The organism is Marmoricola sp. Leaf446 (genome assembly GCF_001424755.1).
GTDB lineage: Bacteria > Actinomycetota > Actinomycetes > Propionibacteriales > Nocardioidaceae > Marmoricola.
The window spans coordinates 1-15,886 of record NZ_LMRF01000001.1 but is presented as its reverse complement, the minus strand read 5'-3'; the positions used below and the strand labels follow the sequence as shown (position 1 = coordinate 15,886).

Annotated in this window: 14 protein-coding genes and 1 tRNA gene; 6 read left to right on the top strand and 9 right to left on the bottom strand. The window is 72.7% G+C overall.

Annotated elements, in window-relative coordinates; translation table 11 throughout:
* Window positions 1–149: 149 nt before the first annotated feature.
* Window positions 150–749: a hypothetical protein gene (locus ASG49_RS00075; RefSeq protein WP_200936160.1), complete on the top strand. Its 600-nt coding sequence runs from the start codon at window positions 150–152 to the stop codon at window positions 747–749.
* 39 nt (window positions 750–788) lie between these two features.
* Here the strand turns inward: ASG49_RS00075 and ASG49_RS00070 are convergent.
* From ASG49_RS00070 to ASG49_RS19000, 5 genes are all read right to left on the bottom strand, one after another.
* Window positions 789–861: transfer RNA gene (locus tag ASG49_RS00070), tRNA-Thr, on the bottom strand.
* Between the two features lie 112 nt (window positions 862–973).
* Entirely contained in the window at window positions 974–2,614 is a 1,641-nt protein-coding gene (locus tag ASG49_RS00065) for an alpha/beta hydrolase (protein ID WP_082533667.1), read from the bottom strand.
* Window positions 2,615–2,651: 37 nt separating this feature from the next.
* The gene (locus tag ASG49_RS00060; protein WP_056535486.1) at window positions 2,652–3,794 is read right to left on the bottom strand and encodes a DNA polymerase III subunit delta'; all 1,143 of its coding nucleotides are present in this window, start codon (window positions 3,792–3,794) and stop codon (window positions 2,652–2,654) included.
* Window positions 3,791–4,429, bottom strand: a complete 639-nt coding sequence (gene tmk / locus ASG49_RS19005; protein ID WP_200936158.1) for a dTMP kinase — start codon at window positions 4,427–4,429, stop codon at window positions 3,791–3,793. The genes ASG49_RS00060 and tmk overlap by 4 nt, the downstream gene beginning before the upstream one ends.
* 26 nt (window positions 4,430–4,455) lie before the next feature.
* Window positions 4,456–5,184, bottom strand: coding sequence for a hypothetical protein (locus ASG49_RS19000; RefSeq protein WP_056535479.1), 729 nt, complete (start codon window positions 5,182–5,184; stop codon window positions 4,456–4,458).
* Window positions 5,185–5,316: 132 nt separating this feature from the next.
* On the opposite strand from ASG49_RS19000, the gene ASG49_RS00045 reads away from it, so the two are divergent.
* Genes ASG49_RS00045 through ASG49_RS00030 form a run of 4 tightly spaced genes read left to right on the top strand, consistent with a single transcriptional unit; the run spans window position 5,317 to window position 8,079 of the window.
* Window positions 5,317–5,628: a hypothetical protein gene (locus ASG49_RS00045; RefSeq protein WP_056535476.1), complete on the top strand. Its 312-nt coding sequence runs from the start codon at window positions 5,317–5,319 to the stop codon at window positions 5,626–5,628.
* A gap of 6 nt (window positions 5,629–5,634) precedes the next feature.
* Complete coding sequence (locus ASG49_RS00040; RefSeq protein WP_056535475.1) at window positions 5,635–7,224, top strand: hypothetical protein; 1,590 nt, start codon at window positions 5,635–5,637, stop codon at window positions 7,222–7,224.
* A 1-nt stretch (window position 7,225) separates the two neighbouring features.
* On the top strand, window positions 7,226–7,696 hold the full coding sequence (locus tag ASG49_RS00035) for a hypothetical protein (protein ID WP_056535474.1): 471 nt from the start codon (window positions 7,226–7,228) through the stop codon (window positions 7,694–7,696).
* On the top strand, window positions 7,693–8,079 hold the full coding sequence (locus ASG49_RS00030; protein WP_056535467.1) for a hypothetical protein: 387 nt from the start codon (window positions 7,693–7,695) through the stop codon (window positions 8,077–8,079). Before ASG49_RS00035 ends, ASG49_RS00030 begins: the two co-directional genes overlap by 4 nt.
* On the opposite strand, the gene ASG49_RS00025 is transcribed toward ASG49_RS00030, so the two are convergent.
* The 4 genes from ASG49_RS00025 to ASG49_RS00010 all read right to left on the bottom strand — a co-directional run bounded on the left by ASG49_RS00025 (window position 8,076) and on the right by ASG49_RS00010 (window position 15,161).
* The gene (locus tag ASG49_RS00025; RefSeq protein ID WP_156384126.1) at window positions 8,076–8,699 is read right to left on the bottom strand and encodes a hypothetical protein; all 624 of its coding nucleotides are present in this window, start codon (window positions 8,697–8,699) and stop codon (window positions 8,076–8,078) included. The genes ASG49_RS00030 and ASG49_RS00025 overlap by 4 nt on opposite strands.
* Before the next feature lie 30 nt (window positions 8,700–8,729).
* Window positions 8,730–11,489: a type I DNA topoisomerase gene (topA, locus tag ASG49_RS00020; RefSeq protein ID WP_056535463.1), complete on the bottom strand. Its 2,760-nt coding sequence runs from the start codon at window positions 11,487–11,489 to the stop codon at window positions 8,730–8,732.
* 181 nt (window positions 11,490–11,670) lie between these two features.
* Window positions 11,671–13,443: an ABC transporter ATP-binding protein gene (locus tag ASG49_RS00015; RefSeq protein WP_235561835.1), complete on the bottom strand. Its 1,773-nt coding sequence runs from the start codon at window positions 13,441–13,443 to the stop codon at window positions 11,671–11,673.
* Window positions 13,440–15,161 carry an ABC transporter ATP-binding protein gene (locus tag ASG49_RS00010; protein ID WP_056535458.1) on the bottom strand — a complete coding sequence of 574 codons (1,722 nt, stop codon included), beginning with the start codon at window positions 15,159–15,161 and terminating at the stop codon, window positions 13,440–13,442. The genes ASG49_RS00015 and ASG49_RS00010 overlap by 4 nt, the downstream gene beginning before the upstream one ends.
* Before the next feature lie 101 nt (window positions 15,162–15,262).
* Between ASG49_RS00010 and ASG49_RS00005 the strand changes: the two genes are divergently transcribed.
* Entirely contained in the window at window positions 15,263–15,709 is a 447-nt protein-coding gene (locus ASG49_RS00005) for a hypothetical protein (protein WP_156384125.1), read from the top strand.
* Window positions 15,710–15,886 lie beyond the last annotated feature (177 nt).

Sequence of the window (15,886 nt, the reverse complement as noted above, 5' to 3'; positions counted from 1 at the left end):
GGCGTGCGGGAGGGTTCTGGATGTGGGGGGTAACCCCGGAACAGTGAAACGGGGTCAACCCCCACTTGTCAAACAGGGGGGTCCCCCGTTTACTTTCACATGGGGCCAGCCCCCGCTTCGGACGATCCGGAGCGACCACAACCGACCAGATGACCAACCTGCAGAGCTACACCGACCTCGACGTCTACGTGCGCCACGCCCAGGCCGCCGAGCGTGGAAAGATCCAGACCACCTTCTTCACCGACACCCCGGCCGCACTCGATCACCGCCGCTTCCTCGACGAGTCCGTCGACCTCGACCAGCGGGTACGCCACCTCGGCGCCATGCTCGGACTCTCCCTCGACCCAGCCCAGCTCGACGAGCCGCTCACCGCCGACCAGCTCACCCGGCTACGACCCAGCCCGCTGGACCCGCGATCGCCGCGGGCCGCGGCCGTCGCCCGGGAGGGCTGGAGCGTGCGCGACGTCATCGCCCACGGCGTCCTCGACTACCACCCGGTCGTCCCCGGCACCGCCGCCGAGGTCGCCGACCACATGCAGGCCTGGTTCGACGCCGGCGCCTGCGACGGCTTCTCCCTGGCCATCGACTCCTACCACGACGGCATCGACGCCTTCGTCGACCACGTCGTCCCGATCCTGCAGGACCGCGGCATCTACCACCGCGACTACGAGGGCAGCACCCTGCGCGAGCACCTCGGCGTCCCCGCCCAGTACGGCATGGATCCGAGCCTGACCGGCGCACCGCAGTGACCGTGACCTGCCGGACCGTCAAGTCAGCGAAACGTTGGGAGCCGCCTGTCGGAATCGAACCGACGACCTTCTCATTACGAGTGAGACGCTCTACCGACTGAGCTAAGGCGGCGCAGTGCCCGGCCGGTCAGCCGGGCACGCCGGACGAGTATAGGGGCGCGGTCAGGGCGGTCGCCAAACCGGGTCCGGGGGTCTCGACGGGCCGACCTGGCGAGGCCGGGGGCTCAGCAGGAGGTACCGTCGCGCGGCACGGTGCCGGCCACCAGGTAGGCCTCGATCGCCTCGTCGATGCAGGCGTTGCCCTGCTGGAAGGCGGTGTGGCCGTCGCCGTCCCGGATGAGCAGGACACCGGAGTCCAGCTCCTGGGACAGCTCCTCGGCCCAGCGGTACGGCGTCGCCGGGTCGCGGGTCGTGCCGACCACCAGGATCGGGGCCGCCCCCTTCCCGTCGACCTCCGGGCGCTTCTCCGCCGGCTCGATCGGCCAGCTGTCGCAGGTCGCGAGCCCGTAGGCGAAGATCCGGGCGAACACCGGGGCGACCGCCTCGAACTCCCCGAACCGGTCCGGCACCTCGGCCAGCGGGACCGACTCCGAGGAGTCGGCGCAGTTCACGGCGTACAGCGCCTCGGTCTGGTTGCCCTGGTAGCCCTCGGGGGTGCGCTGGGTGTACTGGTCGGCCAGCGTCAGCAGCTGCGTGCCGTCGCCGTCCTGGATCGCCCGGCGCAGCGCCTCGGTGAGCAGCGGCCAGTAGGACTGCACGTAGAGCGGCAGGAAGATGCCGTAGACCGCCAACCCCTCGGTCAGGGGGCGGTCGGCCGTTCCCGTCGGCAGCGGCTCGGCGTCGACGTCCGCGAGGAACGCGCTCAGCCGGCGTTGCGCCTCACCGAGGTCGTCGCCGAGGAAGCAGCCCTGGTCGAGGCAGTCGCGCAGGTAGGCGTCCAGCGCGGTCTGGAAGCCGCGGGCCTGGTCGACGTCCATCTGGTCCTCGGGCAGGTTCTGCGCCACGGCTCCGTCGAGCACCATCCGGCGCACCTGGGCGGGGAACAGCTCGGCGTACGTCGCCCCGATCGTGGTGCCGTACGACGCGCCGAACCAGTCCAGCTGCCGCTCGCCCAGCGCACCGCGCAGCACGTCGACGTCCTTCGCGACCTCGACCGTCGACACGTGCCGGGCGAGGTCGCCGCTGCGCTCGAGGCAGCCCTCGCCGTAGGCGCGGGTGAGGCGGTCGTTGCGCTGCACCTCGGCGTCGGTGTCGGGGTCGGGGTCGGAGGCGAGGAACTCGTCGGTCTGCGCGGTGGTGGCGCACTCCAGGGCGGTGCTCTGGCCGACGCCGCGCGGGTCGAAGCCGACGATGTCGTAGAAGCGGGCCAGGGTCGCGCCGAAGACGGCCTCCCCACCGGCGGCGTAGTCGACGCCGGAGCCGCCGGGGCCTCCGGGGTTGACCACGAGCTGGCCCACCCGCTCGTCCGGGTCACCGGCTCGCACGCGCAGCACCGCGATCTCGATCGTCTCGCCGTCGGGCTCGGCGTAGTCCAGCGGCACGGTGAGCCGGGCGCACTGGTTCTCGCCGCAATCGCTCCAGTCCAGCTCCTGGTCGTAGAACGACCGGAGCTCGGCGGGCACCTCGGGCTCCGGGGCCTCCGAGTCCGGGTCGGACGGCGGCGTCACGCTCGGGGACGACGCGGCGTCGCCGTCGTCGCTGACCACCCGGTAGGTCACGAAGCCCGCGATCCCCACGACCACGAACGCCGCGACCAGCGCACCGACCACCGTGAGCACGATCGCGGTCGTCCCCCAGCCCCGCTTCGGGGGGCCCCCGTCCCCGGGCGGCGGCGGGACCTGCTGCGGCGGGGGCGGGAAGGCCATGGCGCCACCCTAGGGGCGGGGCCCCGAGCCCGTCGGCCTAGGCGGGCGCGCGGTGCTGCAGCGCGACGGTCATCGACTCCAGCGCCAGCAGCGGCGGCACGTTGAACTCCAGCATCTGCTCGCGGGCGTCGAAGATCGCCTGGATCCGCTGCAGCGTCAGCTCGGCGGTCGAGGCACGCGCCAGGGCCACCACCTCGCCGCGCAGCTCCTCGTTGACCAGGTCGGTGCCGGTGGCCAGCTGCAGCGTCAGCACGTCGCGGTAGACCGAGACGAGGTCCATCAGCCCCCGGTCGACGACGTCGAGCACCCGCCGCTTGGCCCGCGTCTTCTGGGCCTTCTCCATGTCGCGCAGGGCGGGGGCGTACTCCTTGGGCCGCCGGCCCCGCTCCACCACGCCGTAGGACCGCTCGAGCTCGCTCTTCTCGCGCCGGTCGTGCTCGCTGGTCAGCGCGTCGGCCTCCTCCTTGGCGAGGTCGTGGAGGTCGGCGGCGGCCGCCATGCAGGCGCCGAGGTTCTTCAGCCGACCGGGCACCGAGACCACCTCGCGGCGACGGCGCCGGGTGTCCTCGTCGCGGGCCAGCGCCCGGGCGCGGCCGATGTGGCCCTGCGAGGCGCGGGCGGCGTACGACGCGGTCTCGACCGGCAACCCGTCGTGCTGGACCAGGAAGTCGGTGACGTCGTCGGCCGAGGGCGTGGCCAGCACGACCAGGCGGGTGCGCGAGCGGATCGTGGGCAGGACGTCCTCGACGGTGGGGGCGCACAGCAGCCACACCGTGCGCTCGGTCGGCTCCTCGACCGCCTTGAGCAGCGCGTTGGCGGCCTGGTCGGTGAGCCGGTCGGCGTCCTCGACCACCATCACCTGCCAGCGCCGGCCCGCCGGCGCGAGGGCAGAGGTGCGGACCAGCTCGCGCACCTCGTCGACGCCGATCGAGAGCTTCTCGGTGCGCGTCAGGCGCACGTCGGGGTGCGACCCGACCGAGACCTCGTGGCAGCTGTGGCACTCGCCGCACCCGCCACGCTCGCACTGCAGGCCGGCGGCGAACGCGAGCGCGGCGTTGGACCGGCCGGACCCGGGCGGTCCGGTGAACAGCCAGGCGTGGGTCATGTCGCCCGCGACCGCCCGCCGCAGCAGCGCGATCACCGGGGCCTGGCCGACCAGCCCGCTCCAGACGTCGCTCACGCCAGCAACCCCTCGACGCGGGACCACACCAGCGCGGCGATCTCGTCGACCTCGGCACGGGCGTCGAGCACGAGGTAGTGCTCGGGGTCGGCACCGGCGAGCGCGACGAAAGCCGCCCGGACCCGTTCGTGGAACTCCAGCGACTCGCCCTCGATGCGGTCGCGCTCGGCGAAGCGCACCAGCCCGCGGCTCGGCTCGAGGTCGAGCAGCACGGTCAGGTGGGGCCGCAGGTCGCCGGTGGCCCAGCGGGCGACCTGCTCGAGCTCGCCGGGGTCGAGCGCGCGGCCGGCACCCTGGTAGGCCAGCGTGGAGTCGACGTAGCGGTCGGTCACCACGACCTCGTCGCGCGCGAGCGCGGGGAGCACGACCGACTCGACGTGCTCGGCCTTGTCGGCGGCGTAGAGCAGGGCCTCGGTGCGGTCGGCGAGCACGCCGGTGGCGGGGTCGAGCACGATGCGGCGCACCTCGGCGCCGACGGGGGTGCCGCCCGGCTCGCGGGTCAGCAGCACGGTGCGGCCGGCGGCCTCGAGGCGCTCACGGAGCAGGCCGGACTGGGTCGACTTGCCGGCGCCCTCGCCGCCCTCGAAGCAGACGAAGAGCCCGGTCTCGGCGTACGTCCCGGGGAAGTCCTGCACGCCGCACACCCTAGGCGGGAGGGGTGTCAGCCGCCGACCTGGCCGTGGCCCAGGCTCTGCAGGAACCTCGGCGCGCCGCCGTACCGCTTCCACACCTCGGTGGGGACCAGCCGCACCACCGCCGCGAGCTGGTCGAGGTCCTCGGTCATCTGGTCCTCCCCGGCGTAGTAGCGCCAGGGCCGGACCTTGGTGATCGAGCCGGGCTGGAAGACCAGGGCGTGGTTGTCGGCGTCGAGGGCGGCGCGGACCTCCGGGCTGAGCACCGCCCGCCCGAACTCGGCGTCGCCCAGGGTCTGCCAACGACGGTCGAAGCGCGCGTCGCCGGTCTCGAACTCCGCCGTCTCCTCGGTCAGCCGGGAGCGGTCGACCTTGTAGTTGCCGCGCACGACCGAGAGGTGCGGGTACTGCTGCTCCACCCGGAGGGCGAGGATCGTGTAGCTCTCGTTGTCGCTGCTGGCGCCGCCGTTGGTGCTCCCCTCGTGCTGGTTCCACCGCAGGTGCAGGAAGTGCACGCCCTGGTACTGCCCGGTGGCGATGTCCCTCGCGTCGCCGGGCTTCGTGCCGCGGTCGAAGGGCCAGCCTCGCCACCCGGCGACCACGTCGGGCCCGGCCTCGTCGGGCAACGCGGTCCAGCCCCGCTGCGAGAGCTCCTCCTGGCCCGCCCCCTGCTTCTTCACGGCGTGGACGACCAGCAGCACCGCTGCGACGACGAGGAGGGCGAGCAGGGAGAGGAAGACGTACCCGGGCCACGGCATGCGCCGACCGTAGCCGTGCTGGGCGACGGCAGCGCACGGTCCTGGCGGGTTCACGCCCGAATCAGGAGAGTTCGTGGCCGACGCCCACGAGATCACCTACCGTTTCCCTGACGTACCAGGGGGACGCGCACAGTGAGTGGTTTCGAGGCGGTCGCCGCAGACATCCGCGCGGCGAGCAAGGAGATGTCGTCGGCAGCCACGGGCGTCACGTCGGCCGACCCCAGCGCGAGCGTCGACGACGTCGCGACCGCACTGCCGAGCAGCAAGAGCGCTGCCGCGGCGGCCAAGCTGGTCACGGCGTGGCGCGACCGCTTCACCGGGTGGCACGACGACGCGGAGGCGCAGTCCCAGCGCATGGAGGACAGCGCCGGCGCGTATGACGCCAGTGACTACCGCGCCGACGTCGAGCAGAAGATCTTGCTGCGCCGTACCGGGGGGCTGTGAGCCGCCATGGTCTCGATCGACACGCTCCTGGACTGGAAGCCGGGCACCCTCGGCGAGGTCGCCGACACGCTGTCCGCGAAGCGCAAGAAGCTGGTGGACCTGCAGGACGAGATCGACGGGGCGAAGCCGCCGGCCACCTGGGTGGCCGGGTCGGCGTCGCGCGCCCATACCGGCCACGAGAAGCTGCGGCTACGCCTGCTCGACATGGCCGCCGAGGTCTCGGACGTGACGGTCAACCTCGACGATGCCGCGAACCGCATCAAGTCGGCGAAGCAGGCGCTGCAGGACGCGTTGTCCTCCGCGGCCGCCAAGGGGTTCACGGTCGACAAGCAGACCGGCGTCGTGAAGGACCCCCGCACCTACGACGACCCGCTCGAGCGCGACGCGGTGGGCGTCGAGGTCGACCGCGTCTCTGCCGACATCGACGCCGCCCTGATGGCCGCCCAGGAGGCAGACCTGGACCTCGCGGCGGCGCTCACCGCGGCAGCGGACGGGAAGACCGACGGTGGGACGGGCTCGCTCTACGACGCCATCAACCAGCGACCCGTGAGCATGGACCGCCTCGACCCCGAAGAGCTGGCGGCCCTCCTCGGTGACGACGTCACGATCCACACCGTCTCGGCGTACCTCGAGCTCGAGGCCGAGATCGGCAGCTTCGAGTTCGAGGGCAAGGCCCAGGCCGACTACAAGGTCATGGCCGACGGCACCACCGTCCTCTCGCTGCACCTCGAGGCCGGGCTGGGTCGCGAGATCGAGGTCGGTGACGCCGAGGCCGACGTGGGCGCCGGGGGCACGACCGACCTGGACCTGAAGTTCGACAACCCCCAGGAGGCCCAGGAGTTCTTGGAGAACCTGCGGTCCGAGGCCTTCAAGGACGTCGGCGTCTGGGACGTCGCCACGGGTGACGCCCCACGCGAGGTCGCCCTCAACGTGGCCCGCTACGTCAACGAGCAGGAGATCGACAGCTTCCGCACCGGCGTCTACGCCTCCGGCGAGATGGAGTTCGACTCCTCGTGGGCGCGCGGTGCCGTCGAGGGACGTGCCGAGGCGTACTACGACCACGTCAAGGACCAGTTCGGCCTCAAGGTCGCCGCGAGCGCCGAGGCAGAGCTCGGTCAGAAGGACTCGGGGTACAGCGCTGCCGCACAGCTCTCGGGAGAGATCAAGATCAAGGACAACGGCGACTTCGACTCGTTCATCCTGGCCGGGAAGATGGACGGGGCCGTGGCCAACGACACGCTGGGCCTCGCCGCTCCCCCCCACACCAGCACCGGTGCCGGCGTCGACGTCGAGCTCAAGGTCGATGCCAAGAACCCGGCCCTCGACGACATCAAGGCGGCCCTGCAGGCCGGTGAGATCGACCGGGCCAAGGACCTGGCCCTCGCCAACGGAGAGCTCAACGTGCGCCAGACCGTGATCGAGAAGTACGCCGAGGAAGACCGCGAGTACGACTTCAAGTTCGGCGAAGTGGAGGCCGGGTGGGGCGCGTCCGGAGAGACCGCCACCCAGATCTGGCACCGCGAGCCCGGGAGCAGCGAGATGATCCGGGTGAACCCCGCGACGGACCTGCCGCACTACGGCGGGCTGGGAGGCTGACGTGGGCACCCTGCTGCTGCGGACCGATCTCGGCCCCGTGTCGTTGCTCGCCCCTGACACCGCGCCGCGGCACGTCCGTGCCACCTACGGTCACCTGTGGCAGTGGACGGGCGACGGGTCCGACCTGTTCAGCCTGTCGGTGGCGGCCCGCGAGACGCGGCTCGGCACCGCCACGGGGGCTCGCCACCACCTGAACCACGAGCTGACCCAGCTCCGACCAGGACCGGAGCCCGGGTCGGACACCCTGCGCGAGACCCACGTGGGCGTCTTCGTCGAGGGGGCCGCGGCGTCGGCCGCCGACCAGTTCGGGGAGGTGCGCGGCAACCTGGTCCACCAGCGCGTCGTGGTGACGACCGACGGCGAGCTCATGCACGTCGTCCGCATCCTGGTCCCGGACGACGAGGCAGGAGCCGAGCTGGTCGAGCGGGTCACCCGCAGCCTGCGCGTACGTCCCTGGAGCCTGACCGCATGAAGGCGCTCGGCTGCGCCGCCCTGGCGGTCGTGGTGCTCTTCGGCGGCTTCTTCGCGGTCGCAGCCTTCGTCGTGACGCGGGGCGACGACCAGAGCGCCCTGACCGAGCGCGTGACGGTGACCGTGATCGACCCCCGGGAGACCTACGACTCCACCACGGGCAGCGGCTACGTCTTCGACTACGCCTACGAGCGCGACGGGACCTGGTACGGCGGGGACGACTCGGTGGCCGACGACTACTGGACCCCGGGCACGAAGCTCCGCGCCTGCATCGACCCGACCTCTCCCGCCCGCCACGTCCTGACGTACCGGGCCGAGAAGTGCGGCCAGGAGTCCATCGTGTCCGGCTCGGTGCTGGAGGGGACCGACCGGCCGGCCCCCTAGGACGGTCGGGAGATCGAGCTCAGGCAGGACTCGGCGACCGGCTGCTCCTCCGGGACCCCTTCGCGGGTCATGTTCGCCTGCAGCCGGAAGCCCCGGTAGACCGCCACCACGTTGACGGCGAACGTGCTGTCGTCGTACGCGAAGGTGACCATGCGTGCGCCGTCGAACCCCGGCAGCTCGAGCTCCTGCTCCGACGTGGTCCTGGCCGATGCCCGCGTGGCCTCCAGCACGTCGTCGACGGCCTCGTCGAGGGTCTGCGTCGACGGCTCGATCGCCAGGTAGCCGTCGCCGACGTCCCGGTCGGGCGGGTAGAAGCGGTTCTGCAGGCCGGCACGGAAGCTTTCGACCTCCCAGTCGGCCGGCACCGTGATGCGGGCGTCCTGGAAGAGGTCGACCGTCGTGGTCTCGAAGGCCCCGCCACCGCACTTCCCGTCCGCAGCGGCCCCGGGCTCGACGGCTCCGGCCGAGCCCGAGGGCGACCCGGACGGCGATGCCGAGGCCGACGGGGACGGGGAGCCGCTCGGCTCGGAGGTGTCGGCCGACTGACCGCACGCGGCCAGGGCGGTGAGGAGGAGGACGGCCGGGACAGCCGCAGCACGAGTCACGGGAGGCAGAGCCATGCCCCGACCCTACGGTCTCACCGGCGACGCTCAGGACTTCTCGGCGGCCGCCTTCTTGGTCGTCTTCTTGGCTGTCGTCTTCTTGGCCGTCGTCTTCTTCGTGGTGGTCTTCTTGGCCGTCGACTTCTTGGCGGTGGTCTTCTTCGCCCCGCGCTTGGCCGTCTTCTTGGCCGGGCCCTTCGCCCGGCGCTCGGCGAGGAGCTCGGCCGCGCGCTCGGCGGTCAGCTCCTCCACGGAGTCGTCCTTGCGCAGGGTGGCGTTGTACTCACCGTCGGTGACGTACTCCCCGAAGCGGCCCGCCTTGACCACCATCGGCTGACCGGAGACCGGGTCGTTGCCGAGCTCCTTGAGCGGCGGCGCGGCAGCCGCGCGACCCCGCTGCTTGGGCTGGGCGTAGATCTCCAGCGCCTCCGTCAGCGTGATGTCGAACAGCTGCTGCTCGGTGGCGAGCGAGCGCGAGTCGGTGCCGCGCTTGAGGTAGGGGCCGTAGCGGCCGTTCTGAGCCGTGATCGTCTCGCCGTCGTCGTCGACGCCGACCACGCGCGGCAGCGAGAGCAGCTTGACCGCCTGGTCGAGGTCGATGGTCTCCAGCGACATGTCCTTGAACAGCGACGCCGTCCTCGGCTTGTCCTTGCTCTTGCGCGCTTGTCCTGAGCCCGTCGAAGGGTCGTCGGGGAGCAGCTCGGTGACGAAGGGGCCGTAGCGGCCGTTCTTCGCGACCACGGTCAGCCCGGTCTCGGGGTGCTCGCCGAGCACCGTCTCCTCGCCCGCGGGGTTGGCGAGCAGCTCCTCGGCCTTGGCCATGGTGAGCTCGTCGGGCGGCAGGTCGTCGGGCACGTTGGCCTTGGTGGCGTACGCCGTCCCGTCGTCGCCCGGACCCTCGAGGTAGGGGCCGTACTTGCCGACCCGCAGGTGGACCCCGCTGTCGGGGCCGCCGATCGGGAAGGTGGCCAGCTCCTTGGCGTCGATGTCGCCGAGCTCGTTGACCAGCTTCTGCAGGCCCTCGACCTCGGGGGTGCCGAAGTAGAACTCGCCGAGCTCGGAGTTGCGGTCACGACGCCCGCCGGCGACGTCGTCGAGCACGTCCTCCATCTGGGCGGTGAACTCGTAGGACACCAGCCGGGTGAAGTGCTCCTCGAGCAGCCGGATCACCGAGAAGGCCAGCCACGCCGGGACCAGCGCGGTGCCCTTCTTGTAGACGTAGCCGCGGTTGAGGATGGTGCCGATGATCGAGGCGTACGTCGAGGGGCGACCGATCTCGCGCTCCTCGAGCTCCTTGACCAGCGTCGCCTCGGTGTAGCGCGCGGGCGCCTTGGTGGCGTGGCCCTCGGCGCGCAGCTGCGCCGCGGTGACGCGGTCGCCCTCGGAGACGTTGGGCAGCCGCGTCTCCTGGTCGTCGGTCGCGCCGTCGTCGTCGCTGCCCTCGACGTAGGCCTTGAGGAAGCCGTGGAAGGTGATGACGCGACCGCTGGCCGAGAACACGACGTCCTCGCCGGTCGCGGCGGCGCCGCCGAGCCGGATGGTGACCGACTGGCCCTGCGCGTCGCGCATCTGCGAGGCGATGGTGCGCATCCAGATCAGCTCGTAGAGCCGGAACTCGTCGCCGGTCAGGCCGCTCTGCGCCGGGGTGCGGAAGGCGTCGCCGGCGGGCCGGATCGCCTCGTGCGCCTCCTGGGCGTTCTTGACCTTGGAGGTGTAGGTGCGAGGGCTGTCGGGGAGGTACTCCGCGCCGTACAGCTCGCGGGCCTGGTTGCGCGCCGCGTTCACGGCCGTCTCCGACAGCGTCGTGGAGTCGGTGCGCATGTAGGTGATGTGGCCGTTCTCGTAGAGCCGCTGCGCGATCGACATCGTGCGGGAGGCGCCGTAGCCGAGCTTGCGGCTGGCCTCCTGCTGCAGCGTGGTGGTGCGGAACGGCGCGTAGGGCTTGCGCGTGTAGGGCTTGGACTCGCGGCTGCGGACCGAGAACTCGGTGTCCGACAGCGCGTCGGCCAGCGCCTCGGCGCGGGTCTTCTCGAGGTGGACGACGGCCTTGGAGCCGCTGGCCGCAGCGGCCTTGAGCTCGCCGTCCTGGCCGAAGTCGGAGCCGCGGGCGACGCGGGTGCCGTCGACGGAGTGCAGCCGGGCCGGGAACATCCGCTGCTCGTGGTCCGAACCGGCGTCGAAGGTGCCCTCGAGGTCCCAGTACGACGCGACGCGGAACGCCATCCGCTCGCGCTCCTTGTCGACCACCAGGCGGGTCGCGACCGACTGCACGCGGCCGGCGGACAGGCCGGACATGACCTTGCGCCACAGCACCGGGGAGACCTCGTAGCCGTAGAGCCGGTCGAGGATGCGCCGCGCCTCCTGGGCCTCGACGAGGTCCATGTCGATCTCGCGGGGGTTCGCCACGGCCGCGTTGATGGCGGCCGGCGTGATCTCGTGGAACACCATCCGGCGTACGGGCACCTTGGGCTTGAGCTCGTCGAGCAGGTGCCACGCGATGGCCTCGCCCTCACGGTCCTCGTCGGTGGCGAGGAAGAGCTCGTCGGCGTCCTTGAGGAGGCCCTTGAGCTTGGTCATGTGCGACTTCTTGTCGCGGGAGACGACGTAGACCGGTGCGAAGTCGTGGTCGACGTCGACCCCCAGGCGCGCCCAGGGCTCCCCCTTGAGCTTGGCCGGGATGTCGGCGGCGCTCTGGGGGAGGTCGCGGATGTGACCGATGGAGGACTCGACCTTGTAGCCCCGACCGAGGTATCCCTCGATGGTGCGGGCCTTGGCGGGCGACTCCACGATCACGAGCTTGTGTGCCACGTCTGGGTTTCTCGTCCTTCGCTCATGGTGCGCTGGTGGTGCGCTGGTGGTGCAAGGGGGATGCGGCGTCACCGTAACGCCTTGCTGCAACGGCTCGGCAAACCCGCCCGACCGGCCGCTCACCGGCCCTCCCGGCGGGCCCCCTACGGGGGCCGGGCGGCGGGAAGGGCCGATGACTGGTCTACCGCTGGTCCACTTCGGGGGCGTCCTCGCCGTGCCAGCTGCGCCAGAGCGCGGCGTACGAGCCGTCGGCCGCGACCAGCTCGTCGTGGCTGCCGAGCTCGGCGATGCGGCCGTCCTCGACGACCGCGACGCGGTCGGCGTCGTGGGCCGAGAACAAGCGGTGGGCGATGGCCACCACGGTGCGGCCCTCGAGCACCGCGGCCAGCGACCGCTCGAGGTGGCGCGCCGCGCGCGGGTCGATGAGCGAGGTCGCCTCGTCGAGCACCAGCGTGTGCGGGTCGACGAGCACCAGCCGGGCCAGCGCGACCTGCTGGGCCTGCGAGGCGCTGAGCGCCAGCCCGCCCGAGCCGACCACGGTGTCGAGGCCCTCGGGCAGCAGGCCGACCCACTCCGCGGCGTCGACCGCGGCCAGCGCGTCGTGGATGCGGGCGTCGTCGGCGTCCTCGCGCAGCGCGAGCGCGAGGTTCTCGCGCAGCGTGCCGGCGAAGACGTGGTGCTCCTGGGTGACCAGCGCGACGTGGCCGCGCAGCTCCTCCAGCGGCAGCTCGACGAGCGGGGCGCCGCCGACGCGGACGCTGCCGGAGCCCGGCGGGTGGATGCCCGCGAGCAGCCGACCCAGGGTCGACTTGCCGGCGCCCGACGGCCCGACCATCGCCACCCGCTCCCCCGGCGCGACCGCGAGGTCGACCCCGTGGAGCACCTCGCGCCCCTCGACGTAGGAGAACCGCACGCCGGTGGCCCGCAGGTCCTCGCCGTGGGCGCGGACCCCGGTGGCCTCGCGGTCGTCGGGCACCTGGGCCACGCCGAGCAGCCGCGCCAGCGCCGCGGCGCCGAGCTGCAGCTCGTCGAGGATCGAGACGATCCGGTCGACCGGGTCGATGAGCATCTGCACGTAGAGCGTGGCCGTGGTGACGTCGCCCAGCGAGACCTGCCCCTGGGTGTGGAGGTAGCCGCCGACGAGCAGGGTGCCCACCGTGGGCAGCAGGTAGGACAGCTCCATGCTGGGGAAGAACACGGTGCGCAGGTGCAGGGTGTAGCGCTCAGCGGCGTACGACGTGGCGATGGCGTCGTCGACGGCGCCGACCCGCTGCTCGCCCAGCCCGAGCGCCTCGACGGTGCGGACGCCCTCGACGGTCTCGGTCAGGGTCGCGTTGATGGCGGAGTACGACGCGCTCTCGCGCAGGTAGCCGTCCTTGGCGCGGGCGAGGTACCACCGCAGCCCGGCCACCAGCGGGGGCACGCCGAGCAGGCACGGCAGCAGCACCCACCAGCCGACGCTGAGCGCGGCGGCGAAGGTGACCACGGCGGTGATCACCGCGATCGTCCACTCGGGCAGAGCCCAGCGCACCGACCAGGCGAGCTGGTCGGTGTCGCGGCCGGTGCGGGTCAGCAGGTCGCCCGACCCGGCGTCCTCGACGGTGCCCAGCGGCAGCCGCAGCACGTGGCCGACGAAGTCCTCGCGCAGCTCGGCGAGCACCTGCTCGCCCAGCACCTGGCTGAGGTAGCGCGCGAACCGGGTGAGCACCGTCTGCAGCACCAGGAACCCGGCCAGCAGCACCCCCACCCGGTCAACCGCGGCCAGCGTGGTGCCGGTCTCGACGCCCTCGACGAGGTCGCCCAGCAGCCGCGGGGCGGCCAGGCCGGCCAGTGCCGCGAGCAGGTGCAGCAGCACCGCGGCGCCGAGCATCCGCGGGTGGCGACGGGCGAGGTCGAGGGCGTAGCGCCGCACCTGCGGACCCTGGGCCACGGGCAGGGTGGTCGTCGCGGTCACCTCGGGGCCACCTCCTCGAGGTCCTCGCGGGTCACGGTCAGGCGGTACTCCGGCACCGAGACCAGCAGGTCGCGGTGCCGGCCGCTCGCCACCACGCGGCCGTCGCGGAGGTAGGCCACCTCGTCGACCGCGTCGAGCAGCAGCGGGCTGGACGTGGTCACCACGGTGGTCCGGCCACGGCGGTGCTCGCACAGCCGCCGGGCGATCGCCGCCTCGGTGTGGGCGTCGACGGCCGAGGTGGGCTCGACGAGCACGAGCACCTCGGGGTCGAGGGCGAGCACGCGGGCGAGCACCAGCCGCTGCCGCTGGCCGCCGGAGAAGCTGCGGCCGCGCTCGGTGACGACGTGGTCGAGCCCGTCGGGCAGCGCCTCGACGACGTCCTGCGCCGACGCGGTCGCCAGGGCCGCCCCGACGTCGCCGGTCCCGGTCACGTCGACCACGTCGCGCAGCCGCCCGGAGAACAGGGCCGCGCCGGTGTCGGAGACCACCACGCGCCGGCGTACGACCTCGAGCGGCAGCGCCGTCAGGGGTACGCCGCCCAGCGTCACCGCCGCGTCGCGCGCCGGCGTCGCCAGCCCGAGCCGCTCCGCGAGCGCGGCCGTCTCGTCGGGCCGCTCGCCGACCAGGGCCACGACCGTCCCGCCGCGCACGTGCAGCCCGCTCACCGCGTCGGCGAGGTCGGACCCGACGGGCGGCTCCGGCCGCGTCACGGCCGGGTCGGCGTGCTCGGGCTGCAGCGCCAGGAAGCTGACCAGGCGCTGCGCGGACACGTGGGCCCGGATCAGCCGGTTGACGAACTCGGTGGCGGTCCGCAGCGGCAGCACCAGGAACGCGGCGTACCCGTAGAAGGCGACGAGCTCGCCGGCGGTGAGGTCGCCCGCGACGGCGTACCGCGCGCCGAGCCAGACCACCACGACCACGAAGACACCGGGCAGGAACACCTGGAGCGCGTCGAGCACCGACTGCAGCCGCGCCACCTCGACCCCCGCGCGGCGGGTGCGCTGCGACTCGGCGGCGTAGCGGCGGGCGAAGACCTGCTCGCCACCCACCCCGCGCAGCACCCGCAGGCCCGCGACGATGTCGCTGGCGGTGTTGGACAGCGACCCCATCAGCTCGCGCTGGGCGGTGCTGCGCCGCTGCAGCGGGGAGAGCAGCGGCCCGACGAGCAGCACCAGCACCGGCACGCCGACGAGCACGACCAGCCCGAGCGTGACCGAGGTCTGCAGCAGGATCACCGCCACCAGCACGAACGACACGACCGCCCCGGCGAACCGCGCCAGCACGTCCATCACGTGGCCGAGGTGCTCGAGGTCGCTGGTGCCCATCGCGGCGACCTCGCCGGTCGAAACCTGCCGTGGCAGCGAACCGCCCAGCCGGGTGGTCTGCCGACCCACGAGCTGCACGGTGCGGTAGGCCGCCGTGAGCCAGTTGGTCACGGCGTACCGGTGCCGCATGATGCCGCTGCCCGCCTGGACCAGGCCGAGGGCGAGCATCAGGCCGCCGTACGCCGCCACGGTCCGGAGGTCCTGCGCCGCCACCCCCTGGTCGATGGCGCGACCGATCACCGCGGGCATCACCGCCTGCGCGCCCATCCACACGATGCCGAACAGCATCGCCACCACGAGCGTGCGCCACTGCCCGCGCGCCATCCACCACAAGAACCGGTCCGGCGACCGGTGGTCGGCGGTCCCGGGGTGGGTGAGGGGGAGGTGGCGCACCCGCCCACGCTACGGAGCGGGCCCCGTGCGGGGCGAACCGTTTTCGGCCCCTCCCGGGTGTCGCACGGTCCGTGGTGGCGAGGTGGGCTAGGAACGTGCGCGTGGAGCGGGAGGACGGGGGCGCGGCGCCGCGCCGGCGCTGGTGGGCACGACGTCCGGTCCGAGCCGCACTGGTGACGTTCGTCGGCGTGCACGTCCTGGTGCTGGCCTACGAGGCCTTCGGCACCGGTGAGCGGTGCCGCACCTCGATCAACGACCCGTTCGGCTGCTTCCTCGAGCAGGTGGTGGTCGTCGGGCTCGGGGGGCCGTTGCTGCTCTACTGCCAGGGCTTCGCCCTCCGGGGCCTCGGCGGGCTGCACTCCATCGGTGGCGCGGTCTCGAGCCTGGTCGGCGGCACGCTCCTCGGCTGGCTGTTCGGCACCATCGCCGCCACCCCCGTCGTCGCGTCGTACGCCCCGCTCGTCGTGGCCCTCACGGCCGCCGCCCTCATCGCCCTCTGGGCCGACCTCGTCCCCGGCACGCCCCAGCCGCCGCACCAGCACCACTGACGACGACCTGGGACCCGACTCTCTCGGGAGGTCGCTCCGCGACCGGGTCACCCTCACTCCCGTCGGTGGAATTCGACCTTGCCGTCGGGCCTGACCCGGTGGTGGTAGGCCGGATCGTGGACCCGGCGGTGGTGGTGACCGCACAGCAGCCGACCGTTCTCCACGCTCGTCGCGCCG

What these genes read in the sequence shown, in the direction of transcription:
- ASG49_RS00025 (WP_156384126.1), bottom strand. Translation starts at nt 8,699, where the DNA reads ATGGCTCTGCCTCCCGTGACTCGTGCTGCGGCTGTCCCGGCCGTCCTC.
- ASG49_RS00040 (WP_056535475.1), top strand. Translation starts at nt 5,635, where the DNA reads ATGGTCTCGATCGACACGCTCCTGGACTGGAAGCCGGGCACCCTCGGC.
- ASG49_RS19000 (WP_056535479.1), bottom strand. Translation starts at nt 5,184, where the DNA reads ATGCCGTGGCCCGGGTACGTCTTCCTCTCCCTGCTCGCCCTCCTCGTC.
- ASG49_RS00075 (WP_200936160.1), top strand. Translation starts at nt 150, where the DNA reads ATGACCAACCTGCAGAGCTACACCGACCTCGACGTCTACGTGCGCCAC.
- ASG49_RS00065 (WP_082533667.1), bottom strand. Translation starts at nt 2,614, where the DNA reads ATGGCCTTCCCGCCCCCGCCGCAGCAGGTCCCGCCGCCGCCCGGGGAC.
- ASG49_RS00030 (WP_056535467.1), top strand. Translation starts at nt 7,693, where the DNA reads ATGAAGGCGCTCGGCTGCGCCGCCCTGGCGGTCGTGGTGCTCTTCGGC.